The sequence below is a fragment of the Nocardioides sp. genome (assembly GCF_964229035.1).
Classification (GTDB): domain Bacteria; phylum Actinomycetota; class Actinomycetes; order Propionibacteriales; family Nocardioidaceae; genus Nocardioides.
In genome coordinates this window covers 46,010-61,342 of record NZ_CAXRAZ010000013.1, presented here as the reverse complement: position 1 = coordinate 61,342, position 15,333 = coordinate 46,010, and the positions used below count along the sequence as shown (strand labels likewise).

General features: G+C 74.0%; 17 protein-coding genes. 6 read left to right on the top strand and 11 right to left on the bottom strand.

All coding sequences use genetic code 11. From position 1 onward, the window contains the following. Window positions 1-26 precede the first annotated feature (26 nt). A complete protein-coding gene (locus ACERUN_RS05000) occupies window positions 27-1,004 on the bottom strand; it encodes a thiamine-phosphate kinase (protein ID WP_370288682.1) in 978 nt (325 codons plus the stop codon). 171 nt (window positions 1,005-1,175) lie between these two features. Here ACERUN_RS05000 and ACERUN_RS04995 point away from each other — a divergent pair, with 171 nt between their 5' ends. Continuing rightward, window positions 1,176-1,412 carry an Lrp/AsnC family transcriptional regulator gene (locus ACERUN_RS04995; RefSeq protein WP_370288681.1) on the top strand — a complete coding sequence of 79 codons (237 nt, stop codon included), beginning with the start codon at window positions 1,176-1,178 and terminating at the stop codon, window positions 1,410-1,412. A gap of 5 nt (window positions 1,413-1,417) precedes the next feature. Further along, entirely contained in the window at window positions 1,418-1,918 is a 501-nt protein-coding gene (locus ACERUN_RS04990; protein ID WP_370288679.1) for a DUF3515 family protein, read from the top strand. 15 nt (window positions 1,919-1,933) lie between these two features. Here ACERUN_RS04990 and ACERUN_RS04985 read toward each other — a convergent pair whose 3' ends face one another. Next, the gene (locus ACERUN_RS04985) at window positions 1,934-3,064 is read right to left on the bottom strand and encodes a D-alanine--D-alanine ligase family protein (protein ID WP_370288678.1); all 1,131 of its coding nucleotides are present in this window, start codon (window positions 3,062-3,064) and stop codon (window positions 1,934-1,936) included. Between the two features lie 24 nt (window positions 3,065-3,088). Here ACERUN_RS04985 and ACERUN_RS04980 point away from each other — a divergent pair, with 24 nt between their 5' ends. Beyond that, entirely contained in the window at window positions 3,089-4,186 is a 1,098-nt protein-coding gene (locus ACERUN_RS04980; protein ID WP_370288677.1) for a PLP-dependent aspartate aminotransferase family protein, read from the top strand. Between the two features lie 37 nt (window positions 4,187-4,223). Here the strand turns inward: ACERUN_RS04980 and ACERUN_RS04975 are convergent, their stop codons facing one another. Next, complete coding sequence (locus ACERUN_RS04975) at window positions 4,224-5,255, bottom strand: NAD(P)H-dependent glycerol-3-phosphate dehydrogenase (RefSeq protein ID WP_370288676.1); 1,032 nt, start codon at window positions 5,253-5,255, stop codon at window positions 4,224-4,226. Window position 5,256: 1 nt separating this feature from the next. Further along, on the bottom strand, window positions 5,257-5,985 hold the full coding sequence (locus ACERUN_RS04970) for a lysophospholipid acyltransferase family protein (protein WP_370288675.1): 729 nt from the start codon (window positions 5,983-5,985) through the stop codon (window positions 5,257-5,259). A 145-nt stretch (window positions 5,986-6,130) separates the two neighbouring features. Here ACERUN_RS04970 and ACERUN_RS04965 point away from each other — a divergent pair, with 145 nt between their 5' ends. Beyond that, the gene (locus ACERUN_RS04965) at window positions 6,131-6,805 is read left to right on the top strand and encodes a 2-phospho-L-lactate guanylyltransferase (protein ID WP_370288674.1); all 675 of its coding nucleotides are present in this window, start codon (window positions 6,131-6,133) and stop codon (window positions 6,803-6,805) included. A 64-nt stretch (window positions 6,806-6,869) separates the two neighbouring features. Here ACERUN_RS04965 and ACERUN_RS04960 read toward each other — a convergent pair whose 3' ends face one another. The 3 genes from ACERUN_RS04960 to leuC all read right to left on the bottom strand — a co-directional run bounded on the left by ACERUN_RS04960 (window position 6,870) and on the right by leuC (window position 9,630). Further along, window positions 6,870-7,340 (bottom strand): HU family DNA-binding protein, encoded by a 471-nt coding sequence (locus ACERUN_RS04960; RefSeq protein WP_370288673.1) that lies wholly within the window; start codon window positions 7,338-7,340, stop codon window positions 6,870-6,872. Between the two features lie 257 nt (window positions 7,341-7,597). Then, window positions 7,598-8,197, bottom strand: a complete 600-nt coding sequence (leuD, locus tag ACERUN_RS04955) for a 3-isopropylmalate dehydratase small subunit (protein ID WP_370288672.1) — start codon at window positions 8,195-8,197, stop codon at window positions 7,598-7,600. Between the two features lie 20 nt (window positions 8,198-8,217). Then, on the bottom strand, window positions 8,218-9,630 hold the full coding sequence (leuC, locus tag ACERUN_RS04950; RefSeq protein ID WP_370288671.1) for a 3-isopropylmalate dehydratase large subunit: 1,413 nt from the start codon (window positions 9,628-9,630) through the stop codon (window positions 8,218-8,220). A 184-nt stretch (window positions 9,631-9,814) separates the two neighbouring features. Here leuC and ACERUN_RS04945 point away from each other — a divergent pair, with 184 nt between their 5' ends. Further along, window positions 9,815-10,537, top strand: a complete 723-nt coding sequence (locus tag ACERUN_RS04945) for an IclR family transcriptional regulator (protein WP_028655929.1) — start codon at window positions 9,815-9,817, stop codon at window positions 10,535-10,537. 71 nt (window positions 10,538-10,608) lie between these two features. Here the strand turns inward: ACERUN_RS04945 and ACERUN_RS04940 are convergent, their stop codons facing one another. Together ACERUN_RS04940 and ACERUN_RS04935 are read right to left on the bottom strand one after the other, a co-directional pair. Next, the gene (locus tag ACERUN_RS04940; RefSeq protein WP_370288670.1) at window positions 10,609-11,088 is read right to left on the bottom strand and encodes a methylated-DNA--[protein]-cysteine S-methyltransferase; all 480 of its coding nucleotides are present in this window, start codon (window positions 11,086-11,088) and stop codon (window positions 10,609-10,611) included. Continuing rightward, window positions 11,076-12,656, bottom strand: a complete 1,581-nt coding sequence (locus ACERUN_RS04935; RefSeq protein ID WP_370288669.1) for an Ada metal-binding domain-containing protein — start codon at window positions 12,654-12,656, stop codon at window positions 11,076-11,078. Before ACERUN_RS04935 ends, ACERUN_RS04940 begins: the two co-directional genes overlap by 13 nt. Window positions 12,657-12,745: 89 nt before the next feature. On the opposite strand from ACERUN_RS04935, the gene ACERUN_RS04930 reads away from it, so the two are divergent. After that, entirely contained in the window at window positions 12,746-13,303 is a 558-nt protein-coding gene (locus ACERUN_RS04930) for a hypothetical protein (RefSeq protein WP_370288668.1), read from the top strand. Here ACERUN_RS04930 and ACERUN_RS04925 read toward each other — a convergent pair. Next, window positions 13,291-14,646: an ATP-binding protein gene (locus ACERUN_RS04925; protein WP_370288667.1), complete on the bottom strand. Its 1,356-nt coding sequence runs from the start codon at window positions 14,644-14,646 to the stop codon at window positions 13,291-13,293. The two genes, ACERUN_RS04930 and ACERUN_RS04925, sit on opposite strands and share 13 nt — an antisense overlap. After that, window positions 14,643-15,317 (bottom strand): response regulator transcription factor, encoded by a 675-nt coding sequence (locus ACERUN_RS04920; RefSeq protein ID WP_370288666.1) that lies wholly within the window; start codon window positions 15,315-15,317, stop codon window positions 14,643-14,645. The genes ACERUN_RS04925 and ACERUN_RS04920 overlap by 4 nt, the downstream gene beginning before the upstream one ends. Window positions 15,318-15,333 lie beyond the last annotated feature (16 nt).

Genomic DNA, 15,333 nt, shown 5'->3' with positions numbered 1-15,333 from the left:
ACACGACGCTCTTCCGATCTTGCGTCTCAGAAGTGCGACCAGCCGGTCGCGCCCTCCGGGGTGGTGCCGTCGACCAGGACGCCGGGCTCGCCGCCGGCCGCGGTGACCGACCCGATCCGCCGCCACCCCTCGGGCAGCGCCACGTCGGCCGGGAAGGTGGCGAGGAGGGCGTGGTCGTCACCGCCGGTGAGCACGAGCTGCAGCGGGTCGGCGCCGGTGGCGGCGGCCCCCGCGGCCAGCGGCTCCGGCACCTCGAGCGCGGCGGTGTCGATGTCGATGCTCACGCCCGAGGCCCGGGCGAGGTGGCCCGCCTCGGCGAGCAGGCCGTCGGAGACGTCGACCATGGCGGAGGCTCCGGCCTCGGCGGCCTGCGGTCCGGCGGCGTACGGCGGCTGCGGACGACGATGCGCCTCCACCAGCACCCGCGGGGAGCGGAACCCTCGGCCGAGCACGGCGAGGCCGCCGGCTGCCCAGCCCTGCCGCCCGCACAGGGCGAGGACGTCGCCCGGCCGCGCGCCCGAGCGCAGCACCGGCGACACGGTGCAGGCGCCCATCACCGTGACGGCGATGGTGATCTGGTCGGCGCGGCTGAGGTCGCCGCCCACGAGACCCGCGCCCACGGCGCCGCACTCGGCGCTGAAGCCGCGCGCGAAGTCGAGCACCCAGGACGCCGGCAGGTCGGCCGGCACCGCGAGCCCCACGGTGAGCCACTGGGCCCGCCCGCCCATCGCCGCGATGTCGGCGAGGTTCTGCGCGGCGGCGCGGTGGCCGACGTCCTCGGCCTCGGACCAGTCGCGGCGGAAGTGGCGCCCCTCCACCATGAGGTCGGTCGAGACGACCACGTGGCCGCGTCGCACGCGCAGCACCGCTGCGTCGTCCCCGGGGCCGACGAGGACGTCCTCCCCGGGCGCCTGCTCGGCGGTGACGCGCGTGATCGCCTCGATCAGGCCGAACTCGCCGAGGTCGGCCACGGTGGCGGTGGGGTCGAGGCGCTGGCTGTCCACCCGTCCAGCCTCTCAGGCACGTGGCCGTGCATCGCGCCCACCCGCCGGGATGCCCGCGCCGGCCGGCGAGCGGAGGGCCGGCGACGGTTCGGCGGGTCGGGGGCGGCGGCGGTAGCGTGACGGCGGCGTCGCCGACGCCGATCCACCCACGAACGACGGGAGCACGACCCCATGACGGTCCAGGCCTACATCCTCATCCAGACCGACGTGGGCAAGGCCGCCGACGTGGCGCGCGAGGTCGGCGCGATCAGCGGCGTCACGCTCGCCGAGGACGTCACCGGTCCCTACGACGTGATCGTGCGCGCCGAGGCCGGCACCATGGACGAGCTCGGTCGCCTGGTGGTCTCGAAGGTGCAGAACCTCGAGGGCATCACCCGCACGCTGACCTGCCCCGTCGTCCACATCTGATCGGTATGCGCCCCTCGCGGCGTGCCGTCCGGGCTGCGGCGCTGGCCGCGGCCGCGGCGGTCGCCACCGGCTCGCTCGCGGCCTGCGGCGGCCCGGTCGAGATCGACGTCCCGAAGCTCTCGGCCGCCGACGCCCGCGCGTGCGACGCGCTGAGCGCCGAACTGCCCGACACCCTCGCCGAGCAGCCGCGCGTGGCGTCAGAGCCCGCCGACGCTCCCGGTGCCGCCTACGGCGATCCCGCCATCGTGGTGCGCTGCGGCGTCGGCACGCCGAAGGGCTTCGACGAGACCGCCTCGTGCGAGGACGTCGACGGCGTCGGCTACTACATCCCCGACGCGGCCTACGACGACCAGTCGCTCGACATCACCGCCACCACCGCGGGCTTCCGCCCCCGGCTCGAGATCGCGCTGCCGGCCGAGTACCGCCCCAACGGCATCGCCGCGGCGATGGCCGCGCTCGCCCCGCTGGTGAAGAAGCACCTGGAGCTCGTCGACCCCTGCGACTAGCGCGGTGGCCTCCGCTCAGCGCAGCCCGGTGTCGCGCTGCAGCGCCAGCTGCAGCAACCGGTCGATGAGCTCGGCGTAGGGCACGCCCGTGGCGGCCCACATCCGCGGGAACATCGACAGCGGGGTGAAGCCCGGCATGGTGTTGAGCTCGTTGATGACGAGCGAGCCGTCGGGCAGCAGGAAGAAGTCGACGCGGGCCAGGCCCTCGCAACCGGCCGCACGGAAGGCGTCAGCGGCCATCTCCTGCATCCGCAGGGTGGTGGGCTCGTCGAGCACCGCGGGCACGTCGAGCTCGGTGGCCTCCTCGGGCAGGTACTTGGCCTCGAAGTCGTAGAACTCGTGGTCGCCGGTGATGCGGATCTCGGCGGGGACGCTCACCTCCACCGAGCCGCCCGGAGCCTCGAGGACGCCGCACTCGATCTCGCGCGCTCCCTCGGCGGAGACCTCGATGATCACCTTGGGATCGTGCGCCAGCGCACCCTCCACGGCCGCGGCGAGCTCGTCGCGGCTGTGCGCCTTGGCGATGCCGATGCTCGAGCCGCCGCGGGCGGGCTTCACGAACAGGGGGGAGCCGAGCTCCTCGCAGCGCAGGTGCACCGAGATCTGCTGATCGGCCCACTCGCGCGCCGTCACGGTGATGCCCGGCATCACCGGCAGGCCCGCGGCCTGGAGGGCGATCTTCATGAACGCCTTGTCCATGCAGAGCGCGGAGGCCAGCACGCCCGAGCCGACGTAGCGCACGTCGCTCATCTCGAGGAGTCCCTGGATCGTGCCGTCCTCGCCCCAGGGCCCGTGCAGCAGCGGGAAGACGACATCGACCCCTCCCAGCTCGCGCGGCGGCTCCGCGGCCTCGCTGACCACCAGGCCGGTGCCGGACGACGTGCGCCCGAGCGCCACCTCGGGCAGCGTGGCGTCGACGGCCGGCAGCTGCCCCGGCCCGGTGATGCGGTGCTTGCCCGGCTCGTCGGCCTCGAGCACCCAGCGCCCGTCGGCAGCGATGCCGACCGGTACCACGTCGTACTTGTCGCGATCGATCGCAGCGAGGACGCTGCCGGCGGTGACACACGAGATCGCGTGCTCGGTGGATCGACCGCCGAAGACGACGGCGACGCGGACTCGGCGGCCGGTGCCAGTGGGAGCGCTCATCGCGCCAGACCCTACCGTTGGGCCATGCCCGCCGCCGACTCCAGCACCCCGCCCCTGCGCCCTGCCACGATCGCCGTCACCGCCGGTCGTCCCCCGCACACGCCGGACGAGCCGCTCAACGTGCCGGTGACGATGGCCTCGACCTACGTGGCCGGTGGCGACCTCGAGTACGGCCGCTACGGCAACCCCACCTGGACGGCGTTCGAGGACGCCCTCGGCGCGCTCGAGGGCGGGCGTGCCCTGGCGTTCTCGAGCGGCATGGCCGCCATCACGACGCTGCTCGACCTCGTCGGCCACGGCGGCAGCGTGGTGGCGCCGCGCCACTCCTACTCCGGCACGATCGCCGCGCTCGCCGACTTCGAGGCGCGCGGCCGCCTGCGGGCGCAGCTGGTCGACATCACCGACACCGAGGCGGTCGTGAAGGCGATGGAGGACGATGAGGACTGCGCGCTGCTGTGGCTGGAGTCGCCGACCAACCCGGCCCTCGAGCTCGCCGACGTCGCGACGCTGGCCGAGCACGCCCACCGCCTCGGCATCCAGGTGGTGGTCGACAACACCTTCGCCACTCCCCTGCTGCAGCAGCCGCTCGCCCTCGGGGCGGACGTCGTCGTCCACTCGGCCACGAAGTTCATCGCCGGCCACAGCGACGTGCTCATGGGGGCGCTCGTGGTGGGCACCGACGCCGCCGAGGTGCACGCCGCGCTCAAGGGTCGTCGCGATCTCGCCGGCTCGGTGCCCGGCACCTTCGAGGCCTGGCTGTCACTGCGGGGCCTGCGCACCCTGCACGTGCGCCTCGAGCGCGCGAGCGCCAACGCAGCCGAGCTCGCCGCGCGGCTGCGCGAGCACCCGGCCGTGGACGACGTCCGCTACCCCGGCTTCGGAGCGATCACCTCGCTCGTGGTGCACGGCGGGGCCGATGCGGCCGACCGGCTGGTGCGCTCGACCGCGCTGTGGGTGCACGCGACCTCGCTCGGCGGCGTCGAGTCGACCTTCGAGCGCCGCCGCCGCTGGAAGCTCGAGGCCGCCACGATCCCCGAGGGCCTCGTGCGCCTGTCGGTCGGCATCGAGGATGTCGAGGACCTCTGGGAGGACCTGCGCGGGGCGCTGGACCGCCTGGTCTGAGCTCAGCTCAGCTCAGCCCGGCTCAGCTCAGCCCGGCTCAGCTCAGCTCGGCCTTGGTGTCGCGGTTGATGAAGGCCTCCATCAGGCCGGCCGTGGTCAGGCGCCCCTGCACGACCTCGTCGACGGCGTCGGCGATCGGCACGTCGACGTCGCTGCGGGCGGCCAGGGCACGCAGCGAGGAGCACGACTTCGCGCCCTCGGCGACCTGTCGGGTGGAGGCGTAGATCTCCTCGACCGTGAGCCCCTGTCCGAGCTTCTCCCCGAAGGTGCGGTTGCGCGAGAGCGGCGAGGAGCAGGTGGCGACGAGGTCGCCGAGGCCCGCGAGCCCCATGAGCGTCAGCGGGTTGGCGCCCAGCCGCATGGCCAGGCGGGCGGTCTCGGCCAGGCCGCGGGTGATGAGCGAGGCCGTGGTGTTGTCGCCGAAGCCGAGGCCCACGGCCATGCCGACGCAGAGCGCGACGACGTTCTTGTAGGCGCCGCCGAACTCGCACCCGAGCACGTCGACGCTGGTGTAGGGGCGGAAGGCCGGCGAGTGCACGCGGCGCTGGAGCATGGTGGCGACGTCCTCGTCGGCGCAGGCCACCACCGAGGCGGCCGGCTCGCGGCGCGCGATCTCGAGGGCGAGGTTGGGCCCGCTGACGACGGCGATGCGTCCGGGTGCGATGTCGCCGACCTCGGCGATCACCTCCGACATCCGCTTGAGGGAGCCGAGCTCGACGCCCTTCATCAGCGAGACGAGCACGGCATCGGGCTCGAGGAAGGGCAGGAAGGTGGGCAGGTTGTCGCGCAGCGACTGGGAGGGCACGGCGAGCACCACCACGTCGGCCCCCGCGAGCGCCTTCTCCGGGTCGTGGCTGGCCGTGATCGCCCGCGGCAGCTCGATGCCGGGCAGGTAGTCGACGTTCTCGTGCCGTTCGTTGATGCTCGCGGCGACCTCCTCGCGCCGCGACCACAGGCAGACCTGGTTGCCGGCGTCGGCCAGCACCACCGAGAAGGCCGTGCCCCACGAGCCTGCACCGATCACCGCGATCTTGTCGCCCGTCACGCCTGTCGCGCCGCTGCCTGCCATCTCACGCCTTCCGCTTCTTGAACCGGTCGCCGTGCACGGCGATGTCGTACCGCTCCGCGGGAGCACTGCGACCGCGCAGCACCTCGACCTGCGCGGTGATGGCGGCCATGATCCGCTCGGTCGCCTCGGCGACGACCTCGGGGGTCAGCGGGCGATCGCGCAGGTCGTCGAGGTCGACCGCGTCGCCGACACGCATCGCCACCCGGTGCCGCGGCCACAGGTGCGGCTTGCGCGTGTAGGGCGGGAGGATCTCCTGGGCGCCCCACTGACCGACGGGGAAGATCGGTGCACCGGTCTCGAGGGCGATGCGGGCCGCGCCGGACTTGCCGCGCATCGGCCACAGGTCGGGGTCGCGGGTGATGGTGGCCTCGGGGTAGACGACGACACACTGGCCCGCGCGCACGGCGTCCACCGCGGCGGCGTAGGCGCCGACGGCGTCGCGGGTGTCGCGCTTCACCGGGATCTGGCCGGCCTGACGCATGAAGAAGCCGAGGGCCGGGTTGTCGAACAGCCCGGACTTGGCGAGGTAGCGGGGTCGGCGTCCGTGGTCGTAGACCAGGTGCGCGGCCGTGAGCGGGTCGATGTGCGAGATGTGGTTGAGCGCGACGACGAACCCGCCGCTCTCGGGCAGCTTCTCCCCGCCCTCCCAGTCGCGACGCGTGGCGGCGAGCAGCAGCGGCTTGATGACGAGCACGGCGAAGCCGAACGCCCACCCGCGCGGCTCCTGCATCCGACGCACCCTCAACCTCACGAGAGTGCAGGCTACCGGTCCGCTCGGGCGCTGCGGCGCCGCGTGGGCGCACGGCGCGGCCCGCCGCATCGGCCACGCGCACGCCCGCCGCGAGACGGCGCGCAGGGACTGCGAGGATGGCGCGGTGAGTGCGGGCGGATGGGTGGTGCTGCTTCCGGTGAAGTCGCCGCAGCAGGGCAAGTCGCGCCTCGGCGCGATCGCGGACGACGACCGCGCGCTGCTCGCCGACGCCTTCGCCCGCGACACCGTCCGCGCCTGCGAGGAGGCTGCATCGGTGCGCGCCCTCGTGATCGTCAGCGACGACCTCGACTTCGCCGCGACGCTGAGCGATGCCGCCTCCACGCTCCTGTGCGCTGATCCGGGAGACGGGCTCAACGCAGCCCTGCGCGCGGCGGCCGCCCTGGCCCGTGCGCACCACCCGCAGCGACGGGCGGTGGCACTGCTCGCCGACCTGCCAGCACTGCGCGGCGAGCACCTCGACGTCGTCCTCGGAGCCCTCGCCGCAGACGGCCCTGAGGGCACCGAGCGCGCCGAGGGGGCCGAGGGCACCGCCCACGTCGTGATCGATGCCGACGGCACCGGCACGACCCTCTACACCGCCGGGTGGGACGCCTTCGACCCGCGCTTCGGGGCGGGATCGGCCGCGCGCCACCGGGCGGCCGGAGCGCGCGACCTCACGTCGGTTCCGGCCGCCCTGCGCCGCGACGTGGACGACGCCGCGAGCCTCGCCGACGCGATCGCGCTCGGCGTCGGCGAGGCCACCGCGCGAGCGCTGCGGACGATCGCGGAGCGCTCCTGACGAGACGACGACGGGCCGCCCTCGCGAGGCGAGGACGGCCCGTGGTCGGTGGAGCAGGTGGGGCTCAGGCCTTCTTGGCGGCGGCCTTCTTGGCCGGCGCCTTCTTGGCGGCAGGAGCCTTCTTGGCCGGAGCAGCCTTCGTGGCGGCGGCCTTCTTCGCCGGCGCGGCCTTCTTGGCAGGGGCCGCGGCCTTCGCCGGAGCGGCCTTCTTGGCCGGCGCCGCCTTCTTCGCGGGCTTCGGCAGCGCCGGGAGCTTCTTGGCACCGGAGATGACGTTCTTCAGGTCGGCGCCGGCGGTGAACTTCGGCACCGCCTTCTTCTTCGTCTTCACGCGCTCGCCGGTCTGCGGGTTGCGCACCCAGCGGGCGTTGCGGACGGCCTTCTCGAAGGAGCCGAAACCGGTGATGGCGACCTTCTCGCCCTTCGCGACCTGGCGGGTGATGGTGTCGAGGACCGCGTCGAGCGCATGCGCTGCGTCCTTGCGACTTCCCTCGAAGCGATCCGCGAGCGTGTCGATCAACTGAGTCTTGTTCACTGCCTGTCCTTTCGAGATGCGCCGATTCGGGCATCTCTTGGGCCTGCGGTCGCGCCCTCGCGCGACCGTCCTCCTGCGAAAACTAGGCATAAGCGAGCATCGCCACAATCACCACGCCGCAGTAATGGCCAAGTTTTTCGGGGCGGAACGGGCGACTCCCGCCGCCGCGATCGGGGAATCCGATCGCCGGCGACGGGAGTCGCGTCGAGTTTCGCGTTATTTCTAGCGGGTTCTGAGATTCGAGAGGAACTCGAGAGTCAGCCTCGCTGCGTGACCGGCTTCCAGGAAGGCCGCGTGGCCTCGAAGGCCGCGATGTCCGCGTCGTGTCCGAGGGTGATCCCGATGTCGTCGAGGCCCTCGAGCAGCCGCCAGCGCGTGTAGTCGTCGATGTCGAAGGAGTCCTGCACCTCGCCGCCGGCGGTGCTGACGGTGCGGGCCTCGAGGTCCACGGTGATCTCCGCGCCCGGGTTGTCGTCGAGGTGGTCCCACAGCGCCTGCACGACCTTCTCGTCGACCTGCGCCGCCACGAGGCCCGCCTTGCCGGAGTTGCCGCGGAAGATGTCGGCGAAGCGCGAGGAGATCACGACCTTGAAGCCGTAGTTCTGCAGCGCCCAGACAGCGTGCTCCCGCGACGAGCCCGTGCCGAAGTCGGGGCCGGCGACGAGCACGGAGCCGTTCGCGTAGACGGGGTTGTTCAGCACGAACGACGAGTCGTTGCGCCAGGCGGCGAAGAGGCCGTCCTCGAAGCCGGTGCGCGTGACCCGCTTGAGGTAGACCGCCGGGATGATCTGGTCGGTGTCGACATTGCTGCGCTTGAGCGGGACGCCGACGCCGGTGTGGGTGGTGAACTTGTCCATGGGTGCTGACTCCTTCGGGATCAGACGGCGGCGGGAGCCAGGTCGGCGGGCGAGGACAGCGTGCCGCGGATCGCGGTGGCCGCGGCGACCGGCACCGACACGAGGTGGGTGCGACCGCCCTTGCCCTGACGACCCTCGAAGTTGCGGTTCGAGGTCGAAGCGCTGCGCTCGCCGGGCGTGAGCTGGTCGGGGTTCATGCCCAGGCACATCGAGCAGCCGGCACCGCGCCACTCAGCCCCTGCCGCCAGGAAGATCTTGTCGAGGCCCTCGGCCTCGGCCTGCAGGCGCACCCGCACCGACCCGGGGACGACGAGCAGGCGCGTGCCGTCGGCGACGGTGTGGCCCTCGAGGATGGAGGCGGCCAGCCGGAGGTCCTCGATGCGGCCGTTGGTGCAGGAGCCGACGAAGACCGTGTCGACCTTGATGTCGCGCAGCGGCGTCCCGGCGGTGAGACCCATGTACTCCAGGGCCTTCTCCGTGGCGACCTTGTCGTTCTCCTCCTCGAAGTCGTCGGGCGAGGGGACGACGGCGCCCAGCGGCGCGCCCTGGCCGGGGTTGGTGCCCCAGGTGACGAACGGCGTCATGGTCGAGGCGTCGAGCACGATCTCCTTGTCGAAGACGGCGTCATCGTCGGTGACCAGCGTGCGCCAGTGCTCCACCGCGGCGTCCCAGTCGGCACCCTTCGGCGCCTGGGGCTTGCCCTCGATGTAGGCGAACGTCGTCTCGTCGGGGGCGATGAGGCCGGCCTTGGCGCCCCACTCGATCGACATGTTGCACACCGTCATGCGGCCCTCCATCGAGAGCTCGCGGATCGCCTGGCCCCGGTACTCCACGATGTAGCCCTGGCCGCCGCCGGTGCCGGTGTGCGTGATGAGGGTGAGCACCAGGTCCTTGGCGGTGACGCCCTCGGGGAGGCTGCCGTTGACGGTGACGGCCATCGTCTTCGGCTTGGCCTGCGGCAGGGTCTGGGTGGCGAGCACGTGCTCGACCTCGGAGGTGCCGATGCCGAAGGCGATCGCCCCGAAGGCACCGTGGGTGCTGGTGTGCGAGTCGCCGCACACGATCGTCATGCCGGGCTGCGTGAGGCCGAGCTGGGGGCCGACCACGTGCACGATGCCCTGCTCGACGTCGCCGAGCGGGTGCAGGCGCACGCCGAACTCGGCGGCGTTCTTGCGCAGGGTGTCGACCTGGGTCTTGCTCACCGGGTCGGCGATCGGCTTGTCCCAGTCGAGGGTCGGGACGTTGTGGTCCTCGGTGGCCAGGGTGAGGTCGGGACGACGCACCGCGCGCCCGGCCAGGCGCAGGCCGTCGAAGGCCTGCGGGCTGGTCACCTCGTGGATGAGGTGGAGGTCGATGTAGAGGAGGTCGGGCTCCCCCTCGGTCGATCGGACGACGTGCTCGTCCCACACCTTCTCGGCCAGGGTCCTGCCCATGACTGGCTCCTCGTCTGCCTGCGGCACGCTGGTGCCCGGGGTTGGCGGCCGGGTACGGGTGCCCCGGCACGGTGATCGGATCGACGCGCCGCAGGAGCCCTCGACGGTCGGGTCGAAGGCCCGGCAACGCGCCGTGACGCAGCCTACTCTTGCATCCCATCATCCGAGACGGCAGTATTGCCATATGGACAACTCGAGCGGTGTGGGAGTTCTCGACAAGGCGGCGCTGGTGCTGACCGCCCTGGAGTCGGGTCCGGCGACCCTGGCGGGCCTGGTAGCCGGCACGGGGCTGGCCCGGCCGACGGCGCACCGGCTGGCGGTCGCGCTCGAGCACCACCGGCTCGTGGCCCGCGACATGCAGGGCCGCTTCGTGCTCGGCCCGCGCCTGGCCGAGCTGTCGGCCGCCGCCGGCGAGGACCGCCTGCTCGCCACGGCCGGCCCGGTGCTCGCCCGCCTGCGCGACATCACGGGCGAGTCGGCGCAGCTGTGGCGCCGCCAGGGCGACCACCGCGTCTGCGTGGCCGCGGCCGAACGCCCCTCCGGTCTGCGCGACACCATCCCGGTGGGCTCGCAGCTCACCATGCGCGCCGGCTCGGCCGCTCAGGTGCTGCTGGCGTGGGACGACCCCGAGCGCATCCACCGCGGACTCCAGAACGCCGCCTTCTCGGCCGCCGAGCTCTCGGCGATCCGTCGTCGCGGATGGGCGCAGTCGGTGGGCGAGCGCGAGCAGGGCGTCGCCTCGGTGTCGGCACCGGTGCGCTCCCCCGGCGGCAAGGTGATCGCGGCCGTGTCGGTCTCCGGCCCCCTCGAGCGGCTCTCGCGCCAGCCCGGCCGCATGCACGCCCCCGCCGTCCTCGCCGCCGCCGAGCGGCTCTCGGAGTCGCTGCGCCGCGCTGCTGCGGAGTGACCCGCCACCGGCCTCGGACCGAACTCCTGCGCCGGGTTCACAGCAGAGCCGGGTTCAGAACAGGGCCTGATTCAGAACAGGGCCGGCTGTTCCAGCTGCAGCAGCAGCTGCTTGCGCTCGAGACCGCCCGCGTAGCCGGTGAGCGTGCCGTTCGCCCCCACCACCCGATGGCACGGGATGACCACCGGGATGGGATTCGCTCCGTTGGCCAGTCCGACGGCGCGGGAGGCGGCGTTGGTGCGGCCGAGTCGCAGCGCGATCTCGCCGTACGACACCGTCTGGCCGTAGCCGATCCCGCGCAGCTGCTCCCACACCGACTGCTGCCAGGTCGACCCCCGCGGCGCCAACGGCAGGTCGAAGCGGGTGCGCTCGCGGGCGAAGTACTGCGCCAGCTGGCGCGCGGCCTCCGCGAGGAGCGGGTGGTCGTCGTCCCGCTCGCCGCGCGCACCGGGGTCGGCAGGGGGGAAGGGCGAGAACTCGATCGCGGTGAGCGAGCCCTCGCGCTCCACCAGGCGCAGCGGGCCGATCGGGCTGTCGGTCACGGTCCACACGGGGCGGTCTCCTTCGTCGGGCGGGCGGGACTGCTGGGAGTCGGGGCGGGCGGGGCGGGCAGCGAGGCCCAGAGGTGCTGCAGCGCGTAGGAGCGCCAGGGGGCCAGGCGCCGGGGGTCGGCCGGGCCTCCGCGATCCTGGACGGCGAGGGCCCGCCGCAGCGCGGCGTCGCTCTCGAGCCACACGTCGGGATCGCCGAGGGCGCGCATCGCGACGTAGCCGGCCGTCCAGGGCCCGATGCCGGGCTGCGCGAGGAGGCGGCGGCGGGTCTCGCCACGATCGGGCCCTCGGTCGAGCACGAGCGTGGCGTCGTCCACGGCGGAGGCTAGGGAGAGCAGCGCGCGGGCGCGCGCCTGCGGCATGGCCAGGCCGGCCGGGTCGAGCGACGCGATGCGACCGGGCGAGGGGAACAGCCGATCGAGTCCGCCCAGCCCGGCGAGCGGCGGAACCACGGGTTCGCCGAGCTCGCGCACGAGGCGCGCGGTGAGCGTGCGCGCGGCGGCGATGCTCACCTGCTGGCCGAGCACGGCGCGCACGGCGAGCTCCGCGCCGTCCACGTGCCCGGGCACGCGCAGCCCCGGGCGCAGGGCGACGAGGTCGCCGAGACCGGCGGCGGTCAGGTGGGCGTCGACCGCGACCGGGTCCGCGTCGGCGTCCACGAGGGCGCGCACCCGCGCCAGCGCCGGTCCGGTGTCGCGCAGGTCGTGCAGCCAGAAGCGAGCCGCGACGTGGCCGCTCGTGCCACCGCTCGGGCCGGTGTCGGCGAGGACGACGCGCACCCACCCGGGCCCGTGCGGCAGGCGGAGCGTGCGGGCGTAGCTGCTGGCGGCGGGGTCGACCTCCTCGACCCCCGGCACCGCGCGGGCGGCGAGGTAGGCCAGCAGCTCCGCGCCGGCGAACGGTCGACGCACCGCCACGCGCAGGTCGAGGGCGAGGACGCCGGCGTCCCGGCCTTCGGCTCGCCGCCCCGGCGCCCCACGGCCATGGCGCAGCTCGCTCGGGGCGACGCCGTAGACCTCGCGCATCGTGTCGTTGAACTGCCGCACGCTGGTGAACCCGGCCGCGAAGGCCACGTCGGCGAGCGCGAGGCCGCTGCTCTCGACGAGGATGCGTGCGGTCTGGGCACGCTGCGTGCGGGCGAGCGCGAGAGGTCCTGCGCCGAGCTCGGCCACGAGCAGCCGGTTGAGGTGCCGCGGGGTGTACCCGAGGTGGGCAGCCAGCCCGGGCACGCCCGAGCGGTCGACCACCCCGTCGGCGATCAGGCGCATCGCGCGCCCGGCCGCACCGGCGGCGACATCCCAGTCCGGACTGCCGGGCACGGCATCGGGGCGACACCGCTTGCAGGCCCGGTAGCCCGCTCCCTGGGCAGCGGCCGCCGTGCGATGGAAGCTGACGTTGGCCGGCGCCGGTGTGCGGGCCGGGCAGGAGGGTCGGCAGTAGATGCCCGTGGTGCGCACGGCGGTGTAGAACATCCCGTCGAAGCGCGGATCACGTGCCTGCACGGCCGCGTAGCAGCGGTCGAAGTCGAGCGCCGGGTGCGTGGGCGGAGCGGTCCTGGGGGCGGGCACAGCTCCATCCTGCCCTGTGCGCGCGACGGAGGCTGGCGGGAATCGGACACGGCGTCCCGGGAGGACGTCGACGTCTGCGAGGGTGAGCCATGCCGAACTCGACGTCGCGCCCCTCCTCGCCCGAGCCCTCGCCCGGCGAGCCCTCGCCCGACGGCCTCTCCCCCGCCGCGGGCGGCGGAGGGCTGAACCCGATCGAGCTGCTCGTGCGCTCGCAGCAGGCCGCGCTGCGGCTGACCACCGACGTGCTGCGCTCGGTGAAGGACACCGCGGTCGCGGGGGTGACGCATCCCGACCAGGTGACCGCGCAGCTGACCCAGCAGGTCGGCGACCTCGCGGGAGCCGTGGCCGGCATGGCCGGCGCGGTCGGCGGCCTCGCGAGCGCGACCGCCCAACCGCTGCAGGACTTCATCGTGCGCCAGCGCGAGCTCGCCGACACGATGCACACGCTCGCCGAGGCCCAGGCCGAGCTGGCCGGAGTCGTGGCGACCCTCGCCGAGCGGCACGCCGACGCCGTCGCCGCCCTCGAGCGCGTCACCGCGCCGGTGTTCACCCTCGTCGGCACCGACCCCACCCCGCCGCGCACCCGAGCCTCGAAGCAGCGGGCCGCGGCCCGCAACGCGGGCGGGAACCCTCGTCAGGACAGGTGACCGGGGAGGTCGAGCGCGAAGCTCGCCCCGCCGAGGGGCCCGCCCCGAGCGCGCACGAGGTCGACGTCCCCGCCGCAGGCGTGGGCGACCCGCCGGGCCAGCGCCAGCCCCAGACCGGATCCGGTGGTGCCCGCACCGGGCTCGAAGATCCGGTCCGCCACCTCGTCGTCCACGCCGGGGCCGTCGTCGGCGACCGTCACCACAGCTCGCCCCGACCGCACCGCGGCTGTGACCTGGACCCGCTCCCCCGCCCGCAGCGCGTTGTCGACGAGCGGTCCGATCGCCCGCAGGACGACGACGCGCGGCGCCGCGATCACCAGGCGCGGCGGCAGATCGACGTCGAGCCGGCCGCCGTCGCGTGCCGCCGCCAGCGCGCGGACGTCCTCGGCGAGCTGGGCGCCGGTGCACCCGTCGCGATCGCCGGTGTGGCCGGCGCGGGCCAGCTCGAGCAGCACGGTGATCGTGGTCGACATCGTGGTGCAGGCCGCCACGATGTCGGCGACGTCCTCGCGCAGCTGCTCGTCGAGGTCGGGGTGCAGGGCCATGAGGTCGGCGGTGGCGCGGATCGTGGTGAGCGGGCTGCGCAGCTCGTGCGCCATCTCGGCGGTGAGTCGCTGCTCGGCGCGGATCGCCGCCGCGACCTTCTCGAGCAGCTCGTCGAGCACCTGCCCCAGCGCGCGGATCTCGTCGGTGGGGGCGCCGAGGTCGAAGCGGCGCTCGAGGTCGCGCTCACTCCACTCCCGCGCGGTGCTCGCCATCTCCTGCACGGGTGCGAGCGCCCGGCGGCTGATCCACGCGGCCACCGTCATCGACAGAGCCACCAGCAGCGTGCCGGTGACGATCGAGAGCCAGAGCGCGGCGTCCTCATCGCCCTCGTAGACCGCGAGCGACTCGGCGAGCACGAGCACGCCCCGGCGGCCCTCGACCTCGACCGGGCGGGCGAGCAGCCGGTAGGTCTCGCCGATGTCGAGGTAGCGCTCGCTGCGGGCGCGGTCGAGCCGGGCGAAGGCATCGGCGAGCCCCGGGAACCGGAAGGACTCCGGCACGGCGCCGGCCACGCGTCGTCCACGGTCGTCGTAGAGGACGTCGTAGGGCCCCACCGCGGGCGCCGCGTCGTCGGCGTCGTCGCTGGTGCGGGCCAAGGTGGCGACGATCGCGTCCGCCCGCTCGGCGAGCACCCGACGCACGGTGGCATCGCCGGCGCGGTCGAGCACCAGGTGGGTCGTGACGACGAGCACGACGGCGGCCACCGCCGAGGCCAACCCGGTGGCGGCGATGAGGCGTCGGCGCAGCGCACCGGGAGCCGCCCGCCGCGCCCGCTCGAGCAGGTGCGTCGGGTTCATCTCCGCTCCTTGGCCGTGAAGCCCACGCCGCGCACGGTCTCGATCGTGAGGGGCGCGTCGACCTGCTCGAGCTTGACCCGCAGGCGGCGCAGGAAGGAGTCGACGGTGTTCTCGCTGACGATCGCGCCGTCGGGCCAGCCCGCTGCCACCACCGCGGCGCGACGCACGACCTCGCCGGGCCTGGTGACGATGGCGGCGAGCATGCGGTACTCGGTGGGCGTGAGCGCGACCTGCCGCTCGCCGTGCCGGATCGCGTGGGCCAGCGGGTCGAGCTGCAGCCCTGTCGCCACCGGAGCGCGGTCGTGGCGCCGGGCGAGCACCTGCAGGCGTGCCAGCAGCTCGCGCAGGTCGAAGGGCTTGACCAGGTAGTCGTCGGCGCCGGCCGCGAACCCGCTGAGGCGGTCCTCGACGGTGCCGAGCGCGGTGAGGAAGAGCACCGGCGCCCGCTGCCCGCCGGCCTGGAGGGCCTGGACGACGTCGCGACCGTCGGCGTCCGGCAGCCCGACGTCCATGATGATCGCGTCGAGGGCGACGCCGCCGAGCAGCGCGACGGCCTCGCGACCGTCCTGCGCGGCGGTCACGTCGTGGCCCGCGCTCCGCAGGCCCCGCACGAGCACCTTGCGGATGCCCGGGTCGTCCTCGCAGACGCCGATCCTCAGCACGGGGTCCATGATGGCCCGCCTCTCA

Bases quoted from the DNA above. Each gene is read 5' to 3' on its own strand.
- ACERUN_RS04920 (WP_370288666.1), bottom strand. From the start codon at position 15,317: ATGGACCCCGTGCTGAGGATCGGCGTCTGCGAGGACGACCCGGGCATC.
- ACERUN_RS04985 (WP_370288678.1), bottom strand. From the start codon at position 3,064: ATGAGCGCTCCCACTGGCACCGGCCGCCGAGTCCGCGTCGCCGTCGTC.
- leuD (WP_370288672.1), bottom strand. From the start codon at position 8,197: ATGGACAAGTTCACCACCCACACCGGCGTCGGCGTCCCGCTCAAGCGC.
- ACERUN_RS04990 (WP_370288679.1), top strand. From the start codon at position 1,418: ATGCGCCCCTCGCGGCGTGCCGTCCGGGCTGCGGCGCTGGCCGCGGCC.
- ACERUN_RS04930 (WP_370288668.1), top strand. From the start codon at position 12,746: ATGCCGAACTCGACGTCGCGCCCCTCCTCGCCCGAGCCCTCGCCCGGC.
- ACERUN_RS04995 (WP_370288681.1), top strand. From the start codon at position 1,176: ATGACGGTCCAGGCCTACATCCTCATCCAGACCGACGTGGGCAAGGCC.
- ACERUN_RS04925 (WP_370288667.1), bottom strand. From the start codon at position 14,646: ATGAACCCGACGCACCTGCTCGAGCGGGCGCGGCGGGCGGCTCCCGGT.
- ACERUN_RS04975 (WP_370288676.1), bottom strand. From the start codon at position 5,255: ATGGCAGGCAGCGGCGCGACAGGCGTGACGGGCGACAAGATCGCGGTG.
- ACERUN_RS04980 (WP_370288677.1), top strand. From the start codon at position 3,089: ATGCCCGCCGCCGACTCCAGCACCCCGCCCCTGCGCCCTGCCACGATC.
- leuC (WP_370288671.1), bottom strand. From the start codon at position 9,630: ATGGGCAGGACCCTGGCCGAGAAGGTGTGGGACGAGCACGTCGTCCGA.
- ACERUN_RS04970 (WP_370288675.1), bottom strand. From the start codon at position 5,985: ATGCAGGAGCCGCGCGGGTGGGCGTTCGGCTTCGCCGTGCTCGTCATC.
- ACERUN_RS04945 (WP_028655929.1), top strand. From the start codon at position 9,815: ATGGACAACTCGAGCGGTGTGGGAGTTCTCGACAAGGCGGCGCTGGTG.